Raw genomic sequence first — 14172 nt, 5'->3', positions numbered from 1 at the left:
GCGGGCGTTCACGTGAACAGGCCGCCGATGAATTTGAACACGTCGTAGCGGTTGAGGTCGTTCCACGCCGCGAACAGCATGAAACCCAGGATCAAGGCAAGCCCCGCGCGGAAGCCGGCCGCCTGGAAATCCGCCCGTAGAGGCCGCTTGGCCACGGCCTCATAGGCGTACATCAGCAGATGCCCGCCATCGAGGACCGGGATCGGCAGAGATTCATGAAGCCGATGCTGACCGACAGGCTGGCGATCAGCAGCATGGACGAGATGAAGACGCGCAGGGCCATGGTGCCCACATCGGGCGCGCCGGCGGCGCTGGCCTTGGTCACCGCGCCGGCGGTATGGCCGATGCCAATCAGGCCGCTGATCTGGTCGGCAGGCAACTGACCCGTGACGAGGCGGCCCAGATAGAAGCCGATCGTCCTGATCATGCCCCACACCTCGACCGTGGCGTCGGGAATGGCGGTCAGGATGCTGGAGCGCTTGAACTGGGTGATCCCGGCGTTCTCGATGCCCAGCTGGCCGGTCTTCATGCGCCCGCTGATCTTGTCGTTGATCTCGACCAGGCGCGGCGTGGCGGTCAGGTGGACCTGCTGCTGGCCCCGCTTGACGGTGAAGTCGATCGGCAGGTTGGCGCGCAGCGAGACATAGCCCTGCAGATCCTGGAACGTGCCGATCTTGCGGCCGTCGGCGGCGACGATGATATCGCCTTTCTTGAAGCCGGCCACGGCGGCCGCGCCGCCCGGCACGACGCCATTGACGCTGGCCACGCGCTGCGGCGAGCCCACCAGCACCAGGAAGACGGCCATGATCAGTATGGCCAGGACGAAGTTCGACACCGGGCCGGCCACGGCGATGATCGCCCGCTGCCAGACCGGCTTGAAATGGAAGTACTTGGAGACGCCCGCCTCGCCCTCGCGCCGTACGATCGAGTCGCGCATGGCGGCCAGATTGTCCTGGTCGGGCACGCTGGCGGCGTTTTCGTCGCCGGAGAAGCGGACATAGCCGCCCAGAGGGATCGAGGCGACGCGCCATTCGACGCCGTGCTTGTCGGTCCACGACAGCAGCGGCGGGCCAAAGCCGATCGAAAAACAATCGATGGCCACCCCGCAAGCCCGCGCGGCCCAGTAGTGCCCCAGCTCGTGGATGGTCACCACGACGGATAGCACGAAGGCCGTGGACAGGATGAAGATCAAGACGTCAGTCATAAGGTTGGCCGGTCCCCCGGATCAGAGCCGGCGATGCTTTTGCGCGACAACCTCGGCCGCAATGCGGCGAGCGCTGGCGTCGATCATCATCGCATTATCGACAGCGTCACTTTCCGTGACGACGAGACCGCCAAGACTGTTCATACGCTCGAGAGTTCCCGCCACCGCGGCGGCAATATCGAGAAAGCCAATCCGCCGGTCAAGGAAAGCGGCGACGGCGACCTCATTGGCCGCGTTCATCGCCGTCGGAGCCCCGCCGCCCAGGCGCAGAGCCTCACGGGCGATTCCGATCGACGGGAAGCGATCCAGGTCGGGCGATTCGAAGGTCAGCTGGCCGTAGGCGGCCAGATCCAGGCGCGGCGCCGGCCAGGGCAGTCTGTCCGGCCAGGCGAAGGCGCAGGCGATCGGGGCGCGCATGTCCGGCGGGCCCAGCTGGGCCAGGGTCGAGCCATCGGCGTACTCGACCAGACTATGGATCACGGACTGGGGATGGATCACGACGTCGATGCGGCCTTCGGGCGTTCCGAACAGGTAGGAAGCCTCGATCATCTCGAGGCCCTTGTTCATCATCGTCGCGGAATCGACCGAAATCTTGGCGCCCATGCTCCAGTTCGGGTGGGCGATGGCCTGCTCCGGGGTCGCGGCGGCCATGGCGGCCCTGCCCCAGGTGCGGAAGGGGCCGCCCGAGGCGGTCAGGATTAGACGCGCCACCCGGTGCGCGCAATCGGGCTGCAGCACCTGGAAGATGGCGGAGTGCTCGGAATCGACCGGGATCACCGAACCGCCGGCCGCCTTGGCGATGGCCAGCAGGGCCGGACCCGCGCAGACGAGGCTTTCCTTGTTGGCCAGGGCCACGATCGCGCCGGTGCGAGCCGCCGCGACGGTCGGGGGGAGGCCCGCCGCGCCGACGATGGCCGACATCACCCAGTCCGCGCCCATGGCGGCGGCCTCGGCCACGGCGGCTGCGCCAGCGGCGGCGCGCACGCCGGTTCCGGCCAAGCCGTCCCTCAGCGCTTCTAACTTGCTCTCGTCCTCGATGACCGCGACTTTCGGCGACCAGCGCCGGGCCTGCTCGATCAGACGCTCGACATTGCGACCGGCCGTCAGGGCCAGGATTTCGACCTCTACGCCGGATTCCTCGAAAAGGCTCAAGGTCGAAAGGCCGATCGATCCGGTCGAGCCCAGCACCACCACCTTGCGGGGCAAGGTCAATGCGCCCATCCCACGTGGTCGACCAGCCGTACGGCGGCGATGACGATCGCCGCGAACATCAGGCCATCGACGCGATCCAGCAGGCCGCCGTGGCCCGGAATGATGTCGCCGCTGTCCTTCACGCCGAAGCGGCGCTTCAGGATCGATTCCCAGAGGTCTCCGGCCATGGTCGCCAGGCCGCCCAGCAGACCGATCAGGGCCGCCGCGGGCCAGACCAGCTTCAGATGGGCGAAATGGGCCACCAGGACCGCGCCGATCGTCGCCGCCACCAGGCCGCCGATGAAGCCGGACCAGGTCTTGTTGGGCGAGATCTGGGGCCACAGCTTCGGCCCCTTCAGCAGGCTGCCGACCACATAGGCGAAGATGTCGGCGAACCAGGTCACCACGAACAGCAGCAGCGTCCACCACAGACCGTCCGGCAGGGAGCGAACCCACACCAGAGCGATGACCGCCGGGGCGATATAGACCACGCCATAGGCCGCGTCGGCCCGGCGCTCGACCGCGCCGCGCGCGATCAGGCCCGCCAGGAAGGCGCCGACCAGCACAACAGACCAGGCGATGTAGAAATTGTGCAGGAAGCCGGCGATCACGGCGATCGCGCAGAAGACGCCGACCACGGCGCCGACCGCTCGAGGAGCCTTGGGCGCGCTGATCTTCCCCCATTCGCGGGCCAGCAGAGCCACGCAAAGGAGGGCCAACGCCAGAATCCAGTAGCCCCCGAACCAGACGGCGGCCACGACCGTGGGCACGAGCACGGTGGCGGAAACCACGCGCGTCCGAAGATTGCCCCAGTTGAAACGCTTAGCCGGCGACGGCGACGTCATCGGCAGCGACCCCTCCGTAGCGTCGGTCCCGACGGCGATAGTCTGCGATGGCGGCCGCCAGGGATTTCGGGCCCGTAGTCCGGCCAGAGCACGTCCTGGAAGACCAGCTCGGCGTAGGCGCACTCCCAGAGGAGGAAGTTGGAGATCCGGCGCTCGCCGCTGGTGCGCACGATCAGGTCCGGCGCCGGCGCGGAAGCCGTCGACAGGAAGCGCTCGAAGGTCTCTTCGGTCAGGTCCGAGGCCTTGGCTTCGCCCCGCTCGACCTTCTCGGCGAAGGCGCGGGCCGCGTCGGTGATGTCGGCCTGACCGCCATAGTTGAAGGCCACCTGCAGCGTGAACCGGGTGTTGCCCTCGGTGCGCTTCTCGGCCCTGTCGATCACCTCGGCGATATCCGCCGACAGTCCTGTGCGACGGCCGATGATGCGGACGCGCACACCCGCCTTGGCCAGGCGCTCGAGGTCCGATTCGACATAGGCCTTGAGCAGGTTCATCAGCTCGGAGACCTCGTGCGCCGGCCGACGCCAGTTCTCAGTCGAGAAGCCGAAGACCGTCAGAACGCCAACGTTCTGAGCCTGAGCGCCCTCGACGGTGCGCTTGAGAGCGTTGACCCCGGCGCGATGACCGAGGACGCGCGGCATCCCCGCTGCTTCGCCCAGCGGCCGTTGCCATCCATGATAATGGCCACGTGCAGACGTTGATCGGTCGCCTCGCCCCCGGCGCGCCCCGACACGTTCTGCGGACCGGTGGTCGCCGGCATTCGCTTCAACCTTCCCTCGTCGCTCCCCCGTCAACTCGCAGGAGGGGGCGATCAGACCTGCATGATCTCTTGTTCTTTGATTTTCAAGGCCTCGTCCACGCGCTTGATGGCCTCGTCGGTCATCTTCTGGACCTCGGTTTCCATCTTCTTGCGCTCGTCCTCGGCGATCGCGCCGTCCTTCTCGGCCTTCTTCAGGTCGTCATTGGCGTCGCGGCGGACGTTGCGGACGGCGATCTTCTGCTGCTCGGCGTACTTGCCGGCGATCTTGGAGAGGTCCTTGCGGCGCTCTTCGGTCAGCGGCGGAATAGGAATGCGCAGATTCTGACCTTCAACGACCGGGTTCAGGCCCAGGCCCGAGGCGCGGATCGCCTTCTCGACCGAGACCACGACGCCCCGGTCCCAGACGCTGACATTGATCTGGCGCGGCTCGGGCACGCTGACCGAGGCCACCGCGTTCAGGGGCGTGGTCGAGCCGTAGGCCTCGACCATCACCTGGTCCAGCAGGCTAGCCGACGCACGGCCGGTGCGCAGGGATCCGAACTCTTCCTTCAGAGCGGCGACGGCCTTGTCCATGCGGTCGCGGTAGCGGGCCAGGACGGGTTTCTCGGCGGCGGCCATGAGGCTCTCCTCGCTTGTCTTTAAGGCTTAGGCGGCGCGGTCGGCGGCGACCACGGTGTGGGTCCCCTCGCCTCGCAGGACGGTCAGCAGGTTGCCGCGTCCCTTGATCGAGAAGACCACGATCGGAATATTGCTGTCGCGCATCAGCGCCACGGCCGAGGCGTCCATGACCCGCAGGTCCTTGGCCAGCACGTCCATATAGCTCAGGCGATCATAGCGCTCGGCCTTCGGATCCTTCTTCGGATCGGCCGTATAGACGCCATCGACGCTGGTGCCCTTGAACAGCGCGTCGCACTGCATCTCGGCCGCGCGCAGGGCCGCGGCGGTGTCGGTGGTGAAGAACGGGTTGCCGGTGCCGGCGGCGAAGATCACCACGCGCCCCTTCTCCAGGTGACGCTGGGCGCGACGGCGGATGTAGGGCTCGCAGACCGTGGCCATCGGGATCGCCGACTGCACGCGGGTCTCGACGCCGATCCGCTCGAGCGCGTCCTGCATGGCCAGGGCGTTCATGACGGTGGCCAGCATGCCCATGTAGTCGGCGCTGGAGCGTTCCATGCCCTTGGCCGCGCCCGCCATGCCGCGGAAGATATTGCCGCCGCCGATCACCAGGCACAGCTCGACGCCGGACTTGACGATCTCGGCCACGTCTTCGGCAACGGATTGCACGGTGTTGGTGTCGATACCGTAGGGCGTGTCCCCCATGAGGACCTCGCCGGACACCTTCAGCAGGATGCGGCGGTATTTCTGGGGCGTGCTGGTATCGGACATGGGACCGCTATTCCTGAGTTCGTCGGCACGCACATTACGTGCGTTCTACAGAAGTGGGATGGGTTTTGCCAACCGCGGCCGCGCCTTTGACAGCACGGCCGAACGGCAGGCGCAAAAAGGGCGCGGCGCGCGTCTAGACGCGCCGCGCCCTGATTGTTTGCCAGAAGCCCGAAGGCTCCCGACGGCAAGCCTTAGGCCTGGCCGGTCATCGAGGCGACTTCGGCGGCGAAGTCATCCTGCTTCTTTTCCACGCCTTCGCCCAGGGCCAGACGGGTGAAGCCCTTCACGGCGATCGGCGCGCCCAGCGTCTTGGCGGTCTCGGCGACCAGCTGCTCGACGGTCTGGTCCGGGTTCATGACGAAAGCCTGCTTCAGCAGCACGACTTCTTCCAGGAACTTGCGGATGCGGCCTTCGATCATCTTTTCGACGACCGCCGGCGGCTTGCCCGACTCCAGAGCCTGCTCGGTGAACACGGCCTTTTCACGCTCGATGGCGGCCGGGTCCAGATCGTCCGACGACAGCGACAGCGGAGCGGTCGCGGCGACGTGCATGGCGATCTTGCGGCCCAGCTCGCGCAGGGCGGCCTTGTCGCCGGTCGACTCGACGGCCACCAGCACGCCGATGCGGCCAAGGTCCGGCGCGGTGGCGTTGTGGATGTACGAGGCGACGACGCCGTTCTCGACGGTGTGCTTGGCCGCGCGACGCACCATCATGTTCTCGCCGATCGTGGCGATCAGGTTCGTCAGATGGTCCTGCACGGTCTCGCCGCCGGCCAGCTTGGCCGCGGTGATGGCGTCGACCGAACCGTCGGTGGTCAGAGCCGCGCCGGCGATCTGGCGAGCGGCGCCTTGGAACAGGTCGTTGCGCGACACGAAGTCGGTTTCGGCGTTCACTTCGACGGCGGTGGCGGTTTCACCCGCGCCTTGATCGGCCGTGGCGACGGCCACCAGGCCCTCGGCGGCGGCGCGATCGGCCTTCTTGGCGGCCTTCGAGAGGCCCTTGGCGCGCAGCCAGTCGATGGACGCTTCGATGTCGCCGTTGTTTTCCGACAGCGCCTTCTTGCAGTCCATCATGCCGACGCCGGACTTTTCGCGCAGTTCTTTGACGAGCGCGGCCGTGATCTCAGCCATGGAAAATCTCCATATTCAAACGGTTAGCGACCGGGCTTGTAGCCCGGTCGCATGTCAGGGTCGCGACGGCCACTCCACCCCGGCCAGGCCAGGAGAGAGGCGCGCGGGAAATCAGCCCTCGGCCGACTCCGGAGCCGCTTCGGCGGCGACTTCAACCGGCGCTTCCGGAGCGGCTTCCGGGGCGACTTCAGCGATCGCTTCCGGAGCCAGAGCGCGGGCCAGGGCCGGCTCGGTCGGGTTCACGGCGGCGCCCAGGTCGACGCCCGAGCCGGCTTGGCCAGCAGCCAGGCCGTCCAGGACGGCGTCGGCGATCAGGTCGCAGTACAGCTGCAGGGCGCGAGCGGCGTCGTCGTTACCCGGGATCGGGTAGGTGATGCCGTCCGGATCGCAGTTGGTGTCGAGAATGGCGACGACCGGGATGTTCAGCTTGCGGGCTTCCAGGATCGCGATCGCTTCCTTGTTGGTGTCGATCACGAACATGATGTCGGGGATACCGCCCATGTCCTTGATGCCGCCCAGCGACAGTTCCAGCTTGTCGCGCTCGCGCGTCAGCTGCAGCAGCTCCTTCTTGGAACGGCCTTGGCCTTCGCCGGCCAGGACGCCTTCCAGCTCGCGCAGACGCGCGATCGAGCCCGAAACGGTGCGCCAGTTGGTCAGCGTGCCACCGAGCCAACGGTGGTTCACATAGTATTGGGCGCAGCGCTTGGCGGCCGTGGCGACCGGGTCGCTGGCCTGGCGCTTGGTGCCGACGAACAGCACGCGGCCGCCGGCGGCGGCGACTTCACGAACCTTCACCAGGGCTTGGTGCAGCAGCGGGATCGTCTGCGACAGGTCGATGATGTGGATGTTCGAGCGCGAGCCGAAGATATAGCGGTCCATCTTCGGGTTCCAGCGGTGCGTCTGGTGACCGAAGTGAGCGCCGGCTTCCAGGAGCTGACGCATGGAGAATTCGGGAAGAGCCATCGGGCCTGTATCCTTTTTCCGGTTGAACCTCCGCGGACACCCCCGTTCCAGACCATTCTGGAGCGGGACCGGAACGGCGAAGCCGGGATGTCTCCCCGGCGCAACCGAACGTCCACGTGTGGAATGGCCGGGCAGATAGTCTCTCGGCGGAGAAAAAGCAAGCCCTCGCCGTGATGGCCGGCGCCGGCCGCACGGTTGATCCGTCGCGACCCCGCCGCCCGCAAGATCCATCCCCAAAACGGGCGAGCATGCGCCGCCCCTCCACAGGAAGACCGGAAAGCCGTCGCCGTCCCGACATAGTGATGTGGCGTAATCCCTCCGGCGTCGTCGTTCTACACGGCATAGCTGGAGGACGTCATGCTCGCGGTCTTCGATCTGGACGGAACCTTGCTGGACGGCGACTCCACCGGCCTCTGGCTGTGGGGACGGGTCAAGCGCTCGCCCCTGCGCGCCCTGGCGGTCCTCGTCGTGGCCCCGCTCGCCGCGCCGATGGTGATGATCCCGCGTACGCGCCGGCTCGGCGCCTCGATCCTGCTGTGGATCGCCACGGCGGGCCTGGGCGAGCGGGCCTTGCGTGATTCTTGCGCGGAGTTCGGCGCAACGTTCCGAGCTGGCGGCAACGCCCTGGCGTGGCGCCCAGGCGGTCTCGCCGCGCTGAAGGCGCATCTGGACGCCGGCGACCGCGTCATCGTGGTCACGGCCGCGCCGGCCATCCTGGCGCAGGCCCTGATCGGCCCTCTGGGCCAGCCGATCGAGGTGCTCGGCACCTCACTGAAGCGCCGCGGCGGCGGCTGGGTCGCCGATGTCCACTGCCGCCATCAGCGCAAGTGTCAGGCCCTGGCCGAGGCCGGCCACGGCGCGCACTGGACCTATGCCTATACCGACAGTCTCGACGACCTGCCCCTTTTGCGCGGCGCGGATAAGCCGGTGATCGTCAAGGGCGGCAAGAAGGCCGAGCGGCGGCTGTTCCGGGGCCGGGCTGACCAACGGTCGGGCGGCGGCTTGGTGACGTGACGCCTGGCGAGCGCTTCCCGCAGAGCTTCGGTGTCGGACGATTGCGCGCCCGAGCCAGCCGAAAGCATGAGGCCGTGCGTGGCGGGCCATGGCGAAGGGGCTGGCTTGGCGACTACCCAAAGATGATCCGGCTTCCAACGACAGTGCGGAAGACCTGATCGGGCATTTGGGCGATGGCGGGGGCGATGAAGGCCTCGCCCGTGCAGTGCCCTGGCAGGATGTAGTCCGGCTTGAGCGACTGCATCAGGGCCAAGGTTTCGAACGCCTGTTGAGACGTCTGGGGCGGAACGAGATGGAAGCCTCCCATGATCGCATGGATACGATCCACGCCTGACACCGCCTGCGCCGCCCGCACGGTGTTGATGACGCCCCGGTGGCTGCATGATCCGATCACGATCAGACCCTTGCCCTTCAGATGAAAGGCGGTTCCCAGCTCATGGACGGCGTCGTCGACGAAAAAGTCCAGGTCGCGACGATCAGGGTCAAGATCGGCTCGGCGACAGCCCTGTCCGGGCAACATGGCGGTCGGCACCTTCGGCCGTTCGGGTGAGACGAACGGGATCCTGCCCGTGGTGAAGCCTATGTCGGCGATGGTTCGCGGCGATGAGGCGACACGCAGATCGATTCCCGCCGCGACCAGATCGGCCTTTTCCAACTGTCCGAAGCTCGGGCCATTCGGCGCTACGCCTCGCAGCCGGGCGCAGAACGCTTCCTCGCCGCCAACATGGAGTGGGGTTCCACGCTTGACCCGCCCGACCAGGGCGGCGAGCCCGCCGAAATGGTCATAGTGGCCGTGACTCAGCACCATGGCGTCGACCGTCCCAGGATCGACGCCCAGGAGCGCCATGTTGGAGGCCAAGGTCTCGGGTGTGTAGCCGAAATCGATCATCACCCGGCGGCGAGCGCCGGCGCTCATCGCGTCGGCCAAGAGCGAATAACCCCACTCGCCGCGCAGGGTGAGCTTGTAGGACGAGGCTGCGCGCTCGGGCGGAAGGATCTTCAGGCCCGGACGCTCGACCGGCGTTGCGAAACTGGAGACCGTGCTGTCGGCGAGCAGCGTCAGGGTCAGGCGATCGATCTCGGGGACCATGAGCGGCGCGGCCGCGCCAGGCGGGGCGCCACCATGGCCAAACCCGAGGCCAAAATCATTCGACGCGTCAGCATGACCGGCCCTACCGTTGGAAAGCCTATCGCTCTGATCGGCCCTTCTCAGAGATACGCGCCTCCAGGCTCCGGTGCAGCCCCAAAGCGCCTCTTGAACCGCCTCAACCGCCGCTGATCGGAATACTGGCAGGCGAGGCGTAGTGGCATCGCCAAAGCGGTAGCCAACCTCATACGCTCCGCGCGTTCTATCCGTCATGAGCGAGCCGGTCGCGTGTGTCGCGCGGGAGCGGCCGCGGGGCAGGCGTGGGCCCGCGGCCGCCCCGTTTGTCAAAACGACTTGCCGTCCACCGGCCGCGGCTTGAGAGCGAAGACGTCGACCCCGTCAAGGCAGCGAACATTGATCGCCGCCATCTTGCGACCGTCCGGCGCGGTTCCCATCCCGAACGACTGGATGCCGCAGGTTTCGCAGAACAGGTGGGAAATCTGGTGAGTGTTGAACTGGTACTCGGTCAGGGCGTCCTGACCGCTCTTCAATTCGAAGGCGCTCTCCGGCGCGAAGGCCAGGATCGCGCCAAGCTTGCCGCAGCGCGAGCAGTTGCAGCTGATCAACCCGTCCAGCTCGACCTCGACCGCGTAGCGCACGCGACCACACTGGCAACCGCCTTGGTGACTGGTCATCGGCCCTCTCCTCCCCTGTCAGCCCGTTCTGAACCGCCTTGACGCCGCCAGCGGCGGCTATCCCGTCGAGGTCCGCCGCCCCGGACATCGCACCGAAATAGGAATATGTTCCTACACATCCTCCAGCAGCGCCACGCCGGGCGCGGTCTTCAGCGCCCCGCGCAGGGCGGCGTCCAGCGTGTAGCGTCCTGGCAGGCGCAATTCGATCTCGCGCCCGCCGCCGATCGCGGCGACAAAGGTCACTTCTCCGCCCTTCTGCCCCTGCGCCGGTTCGAGGCGCCGCTTGAGCGCCTCGATTTCGGTCGCCGATGGCGACAGGTGGACGCGCAGCCCGGCCACCACGTTCTCGATGGCCTTCTCGATCGGCTCGGCGTCGTCGCCGAAGAAGCGAACCTCGCCGTCGCGGGCCTTGGCGCGGACCTTGATGACCACGGCCTTGCCCGGCTCCAGCACGTCGCGACATTTTCGCAGGGATTCCGGCGGGAACAGCACCTCGTATTCCCCAGTCGGGTCCGAGAGGGAGACGAAGGCGAACTTCTCGCCGCTCTGCGAGGCGCGCTCCTGGCGGCGACGGACGACGCCGCACATGCGCAGGGCCTCCATCCCGGCTTCGGCCTGGGCCATGGCCTCGGTGAGCATGGACGTGCGGCGACGACGCAGCATGCCCACCACGTCTTCCAGGGGGTGGCCTGTCAGGTAGAAGCCGACGGCGGACAGCTCCTCGTCCAGCAGGTCGACCTGGTTCCAGTTCTCCGTCTTGGAGAGGCGCGGGCGCCCGGCGCCCGGGTCCGAGCCGAACAGCCCGCCCTGCCCGCCCTGGCGGTCGGCGTGGCAGCTCTGGGCATGGGCGATCAGCACGTCGGCCGAGGCGACGATCTGGGCGCGGTTCTTGTGGATCTGGTCGAAGGCCCCGGCCCGGGCCAGGTTCTCGATGGCGCGCTTGTTGACCTGCTTGGGATCGATCCGCTCGACGAAATCGAAAATGTCGCGGAATGGCCCGCCCTCCTCGCGGATCGCCACCAGATGCTTCATGGCCTCCAGACCGACGTTGCGAATGGCGCCCAGGGCGTAGAGCACCTCGCCGTTCTCGACCTCGAAGTCGGCGCCCGAGACATTGACGTCCGGCGCCCGCACCGTGATGTCGAACTTGCGGGCGTCCTGGTGAAAGACGGCCAGCTTGTCGGTGTTCGACAGATCGAGGCTCATCGAGGCGGCGAAGAACTCGACGGGCGTATTCGCCTTCAACCAGGCCGTCTGATACGAAATGAAGGCGTAGGCGGCGGCGTGTGACTTGTTGAAGCCGTAGCCCGCGAACTTGGCCACCAGTTCGAAGATCGAGCCCGACTGCTCCTCGGGGACGTTCTTTTCCCTGGCGCCGGAGACGAAACGGATCTTCTGGAGATCCATCTCCTCCTTCTTCTTCTTGCCCATGGCGCGACGCAGAAGGTCGGCCTCGCCCAGGCTGTAGCCGGCCAGGATCTGGGCGATCTGCATCACCTGTTCCTGGTAGACGATGACGCCGTAGGTCTCCTTCAGCACCGTCTCCAGCGACGGATGCAGCGTGTCGACGGGTTTACGGCCGAACTTGCAGTCGACGAAGGTGTCGATGTTGTCCATCGGCCCCGGACGATAGAGCGAGATCAGCGCGGTGATCTCCTCGATCGAGCCGCAGCGCATCTTGCGCAGCGTGTCGCGCATGCCCTGGCTTTCAAGCTGGAACACGCCGACCGTCTGGCCCGAGGCGAGCAGTTCGTAGGTCTTGCTGTCGTCGAAGGCCAGCTTGCCGAGATCGATCTCGAAGCCGCGCTTCTTCAGGTGCTTCACCGCGCGATCCAGCACGGTCAGGGTCTTCAGGCCCAGGAAGTCGAATTTCACCAGGCCGGCGCTCTCGACCCACTTCATGTTGAACTGGGTGGCAGGCAGGTCCGAACGCGGATCCTTGTAAAGCGGGGTCAGCTGAGTCAGAGGGCGGTCGCCGATCACCACGCCGGCGGCGTGGGTCGAGGCGTTGCGGAACAGCCCCTCCAACTGCAGCGCCACGTCCAGACAGGCCGAGACGTTGGCGTCTTCCTTCTTGGCCTGCTTGAGGCGCGGCTCAAGGTCGATCGCCTGGGCCAGGGTCACCGGCGCGGCCGGGTTGTTGGGCACCATCTTACAGAGACGGTCGACCAGACCCAGCGGCAGCTGCATGACCCGGCCGACGTCGCGCAGCACGGCGCGGGCCTGCAAGCTGCCGAAGGTGATGATCTGGGCCACGCGGTCTCGACCGTACTTCTCCTGCACGTAGGAGATCACCTCCTCGCGCCGCTCCTGACAGAAGTCGACGTCGAAGTCGGGCATGGAGACCCGCTCGGGATTGAGGAAGCGTTCGAACAGCAGGCCGAAGCGCAGCGGATCCAGGTCGGTGATGGTCAGCACCCAGGCGACCAGCGACCCGGCGCCCGACCCCCGCCCTGGGCCCACCGGAATCCCGTGCGCCTTGCCCCACTTGATGAAGTCCGACACGATCAGGAAGTAGCCTGGGAAACCCATCTTCTTGATGATGTCGAGCTCGAAATCGAGCCGCTTCCAGTACTCCTCCTCGGGCGCCGACAGGGTCAGGCCCACGAAGCGCGCCTTCAGGCCTTCCCGCGCCTGATGCTCCAGTTCCTCGGCCTCGTCACGACCGTCGCCGGTCGGGAAGCTGGGCAGGATCGGGTCGCGCTTGTGCACCATGAAGGCGCAGCGACGGGCGATATCGAGCGTGTTGTCGCAGGCCTCCGGCAGATCGGAGAACAGCTTGCGCATATCGGCCGCCGGCTTGAACCAATGCTCGGGCGTCACGCGTCGGCGCTCATCCTGGCCAACGAAGGAGCCGTCCGAGATGCACAGCAGAGCATCGTGGGCGGCGTAGAAGCTCTCTTTGGCGAAATAGACGTCGTTGGTGGCGACCAACGGCGCGTCATGCTCATAGGCCCAATTGACCAGGCCCGGCTCGGCCGCGGCCTGCTCGGGCAGGCCGTGGCGCTGAAGCTCGACATAGAAACGATCGCCGAATACACGCTGCATCTCGGCCAGGGCCGCGGAGGCCTCAGCCGTCTTGCCGGCCGCGAACAGAGCGTCGACCGGGCCATCCGTACCGCCTGACAGCAGGATGAGGCCTTCGTTGTGTTCGACAACCTTGGCCCAAGGCACGATCGGCTCGGGCAGTTCGGCGCTGTCGAGATAGGCGATCGACGACAGTTCCGAGAGGTTCAGATAGCCCCGTTCGTTCTGGGCCAGCAGCACGATTGTCGGAGCCCGAGCCCAGCGCTCCGTCGGACCGCCGCCGATGCCGGTGATCGGAATGGCGCAACCGATGATCGGCTGGACCCCCGCGTCCTTGGCGTAGGACGAATATTCAAGCGCCCCGAACAGATTGGCGCGATCCGCGATGGCCGCCGCCGGCATGCCGATCCCGGCGGCCAGCTTGCCGATCTGGTCGGCCTTGATCGCCCCTTCCAGCAGCGAATAGGCCGAGCGAACCCGCAGATGGACGAAACCCTGTCCCTCCCCGTCCGCCATGACCAACCTCCGCTACACGACCGTCGTCATACGACTCAGGCCACCAGATTGGCGACCGTGCACATCATCCAGACGAAGCTGGCGACCGACACAAGGGCCAAAGACTCACGCGCGATACGGATCATAGGAGCCTCCACAGATTTCTTGTTTTGTTCCATATTCCGCTTTTGTTCTGTTCACAAGATGTTCCGCGACGTTCCACCGCATTTTCTCGAGCCGCGTCACGCTAGGCCGCAGCCCCGGCGTCACAGCCGGGGCGATCACGATGTCGAAATCCAAAGCGAACCGACGCGCGGGCATCCGGCGCTCTAGCGGCGGCGGCCCAACGCTAGCGCCACATAGGCCAGCGACAAAACG

11 protein-coding genes and 2 pseudogenes are annotated in these 14172 nt (G+C 66.6%); 1 reads left to right on the top strand and 12 read right to left on the bottom strand.

The window, feature by feature from the left end; genetic code table 11:
* Positions 1–8: 8 nt before the first annotated feature.
* From ACHMW8_RS19210 to rpsB, 8 genes and pseudogenes are all read right to left on the bottom strand, one after another.
* A pseudogene (locus ACHMW8_RS19210) lies at positions 9–1204 on the bottom strand (M50 family metallopeptidase).
* 21 nt (positions 1205–1225) lie between these two features.
* On the bottom strand, positions 1226–2425 hold the full coding sequence (gene dxr, locus ACHMW8_RS19205) for a 1-deoxy-D-xylulose-5-phosphate reductoisomerase (protein ID WP_395443444.1): 1200 nt from the start codon (positions 2423–2425) through the stop codon (positions 1226–1228).
* Positions 2413–3240, bottom strand: a complete 828-nt coding sequence (locus ACHMW8_RS19200; protein WP_395443443.1) for a phosphatidate cytidylyltransferase — start codon at positions 3238–3240, stop codon at positions 2413–2415. Before ACHMW8_RS19200 ends, dxr begins: the two co-directional genes overlap by 13 nt.
* Positions 3218–3997 (bottom strand): annotated as a pseudogene (uppS, locus tag ACHMW8_RS19195) (polyprenyl diphosphate synthase). The gene ACHMW8_RS19200 and the pseudogene uppS overlap by 23 nt, the downstream one beginning before the upstream one ends.
* Positions 3998–4048: 51 nt before the next feature.
* Complete coding sequence (frr, locus tag ACHMW8_RS19190; protein ID WP_125158537.1) at positions 4049–4615, bottom strand: ribosome recycling factor; 567 nt, start codon at positions 4613–4615, stop codon at positions 4049–4051.
* A gap of 27 nt (positions 4616–4642) precedes the next feature.
* Complete coding sequence (pyrH, locus tag ACHMW8_RS19185) at positions 4643–5383, bottom strand: UMP kinase (RefSeq protein ID WP_395443442.1); 741 nt, start codon at positions 5381–5383, stop codon at positions 4643–4645.
* A gap of 191 nt (positions 5384–5574) precedes the next feature.
* Complete coding sequence (gene tsf / locus ACHMW8_RS19180; protein WP_395443441.1) at positions 5575–6513, bottom strand: translation elongation factor Ts; 939 nt, start codon at positions 6511–6513, stop codon at positions 5575–5577.
* Positions 6514–6624: 111 nt separating this feature from the next.
* Positions 6625–7476: a 30S ribosomal protein S2 gene (gene rpsB / locus ACHMW8_RS19175; RefSeq protein WP_125158540.1), complete on the bottom strand. Its 852-nt coding sequence runs from the start codon at positions 7474–7476 to the stop codon at positions 6625–6627.
* Between the two features lie 357 nt (positions 7477–7833).
* Here rpsB and ACHMW8_RS19170 point away from each other — a divergent pair, with 357 nt between their 5' ends.
* Positions 7834–8490 carry a haloacid dehalogenase-like hydrolase gene (locus ACHMW8_RS19170; RefSeq protein WP_395443440.1) on the top strand — a complete coding sequence of 219 codons (657 nt, stop codon included), beginning with the start codon at positions 7834–7836 and terminating at the stop codon, positions 8488–8490.
* A gap of 112 nt (positions 8491–8602) precedes the next feature.
* Here ACHMW8_RS19170 and ACHMW8_RS19165 read toward each other — a convergent pair whose 3' ends face one another.
* The 4 genes from ACHMW8_RS19165 to sidA all read right to left on the bottom strand — a co-directional run bounded on the left by ACHMW8_RS19165 (position 8603) and on the right by sidA (position 13940).
* Positions 8603–9580, bottom strand: a complete 978-nt coding sequence (locus tag ACHMW8_RS19165) for an MBL fold metallo-hydrolase (protein ID WP_395443439.1) — start codon at positions 9578–9580, stop codon at positions 8603–8605.
* Positions 9581–9921: 341 nt separating this feature from the next.
* Positions 9922–10272 (bottom strand): GFA family protein, encoded by a 351-nt coding sequence (locus ACHMW8_RS19160; protein ID WP_395443438.1) that lies wholly within the window; start codon positions 10270–10272, stop codon positions 9922–9924.
* A 111-nt stretch (positions 10273–10383) separates the two neighbouring features.
* Positions 10384–13815 carry a DNA polymerase III subunit alpha gene (gene dnaE, locus ACHMW8_RS19155; protein ID WP_395443437.1) on the bottom strand — a complete coding sequence of 1144 codons (3432 nt, stop codon included), beginning with the start codon at positions 13813–13815 and terminating at the stop codon, positions 10384–10386.
* A gap of 35 nt (positions 13816–13850) precedes the next feature.
* On the bottom strand, positions 13851–13940 hold the full coding sequence (sidA, locus tag ACHMW8_RS19150; protein WP_099577629.1) for a cell division inhibitor SidA: 90 nt from the start codon (positions 13938–13940) through the stop codon (positions 13851–13853).
* Between the last annotated feature and the right edge of the window lie 232 nt (positions 13941–14172).

This window comes from Caulobacter sp. UC70_42 (genome assembly GCF_044056025.1).
Lineage (GTDB): Bacteria > Pseudomonadota > Alphaproteobacteria > Caulobacterales > Caulobacteraceae > Caulobacter.
Note: the sequence above shows the minus strand (reverse complement) of the source record. Positions and strands in the feature narration are given on the sequence as shown.

Coding starts and splice junctions, on each gene's coding strand:
- dxr (WP_395443444.1), bottom strand. CDS start 2,425: ATGGGCGCATTGACCTTGCCCCGCAAGGTGGTGGTGCTGGGCTCGACC.
- ACHMW8_RS19200 (WP_395443443.1), bottom strand. CDS start 3,240: ATGACGTCGCCGTCGCCGGCTAAGCGTTTCAACTGGGGCAATCTTCGG.
- frr (WP_125158537.1), bottom strand. CDS start 4,615: ATGGCCGCCGCCGAGAAACCCGTCCTGGCCCGCTACCGCGACCGCATG.
- pyrH (WP_395443442.1), bottom strand. CDS start 5,383: ATGTCCGATACCAGCACGCCCCAGAAATACCGCCGCATCCTGCTGAAG.
- tsf (WP_395443441.1), bottom strand. CDS start 6,513: ATGGCTGAGATCACGGCCGCGCTCGTCAAAGAACTGCGCGAAAAGTCC.
- rpsB (WP_125158540.1), bottom strand. CDS start 7,476: ATGGCTCTTCCCGAATTCTCCATGCGTCAGCTCCTGGAAGCCGGCGCT.
- ACHMW8_RS19170 (WP_395443440.1), top strand. CDS start 7,834: ATGCTCGCGGTCTTCGATCTGGACGGAACCTTGCTGGACGGCGACTCC.
- ACHMW8_RS19165 (WP_395443439.1), bottom strand. CDS start 9,580: ATGGTCCCCGAGATCGATCGCCTGACCCTGACGCTGCTCGCCGACAGC.
- ACHMW8_RS19160 (WP_395443438.1), bottom strand. CDS start 10,272: ATGACCAGTCACCAAGGCGGTTGCCAGTGTGGTCGCGTGCGCTACGCG.
- dnaE (WP_395443437.1), bottom strand. CDS start 13,815: ATGGCGGACGGGGAGGGACAGGGTTTCGTCCATCTGCGGGTTCGCTCG.
- sidA (WP_099577629.1), bottom strand. CDS start 13,940: ATGATCCGTATCGCGCGTGAGTCTTTGGCCCTTGTGTCGGTCGCCAGC.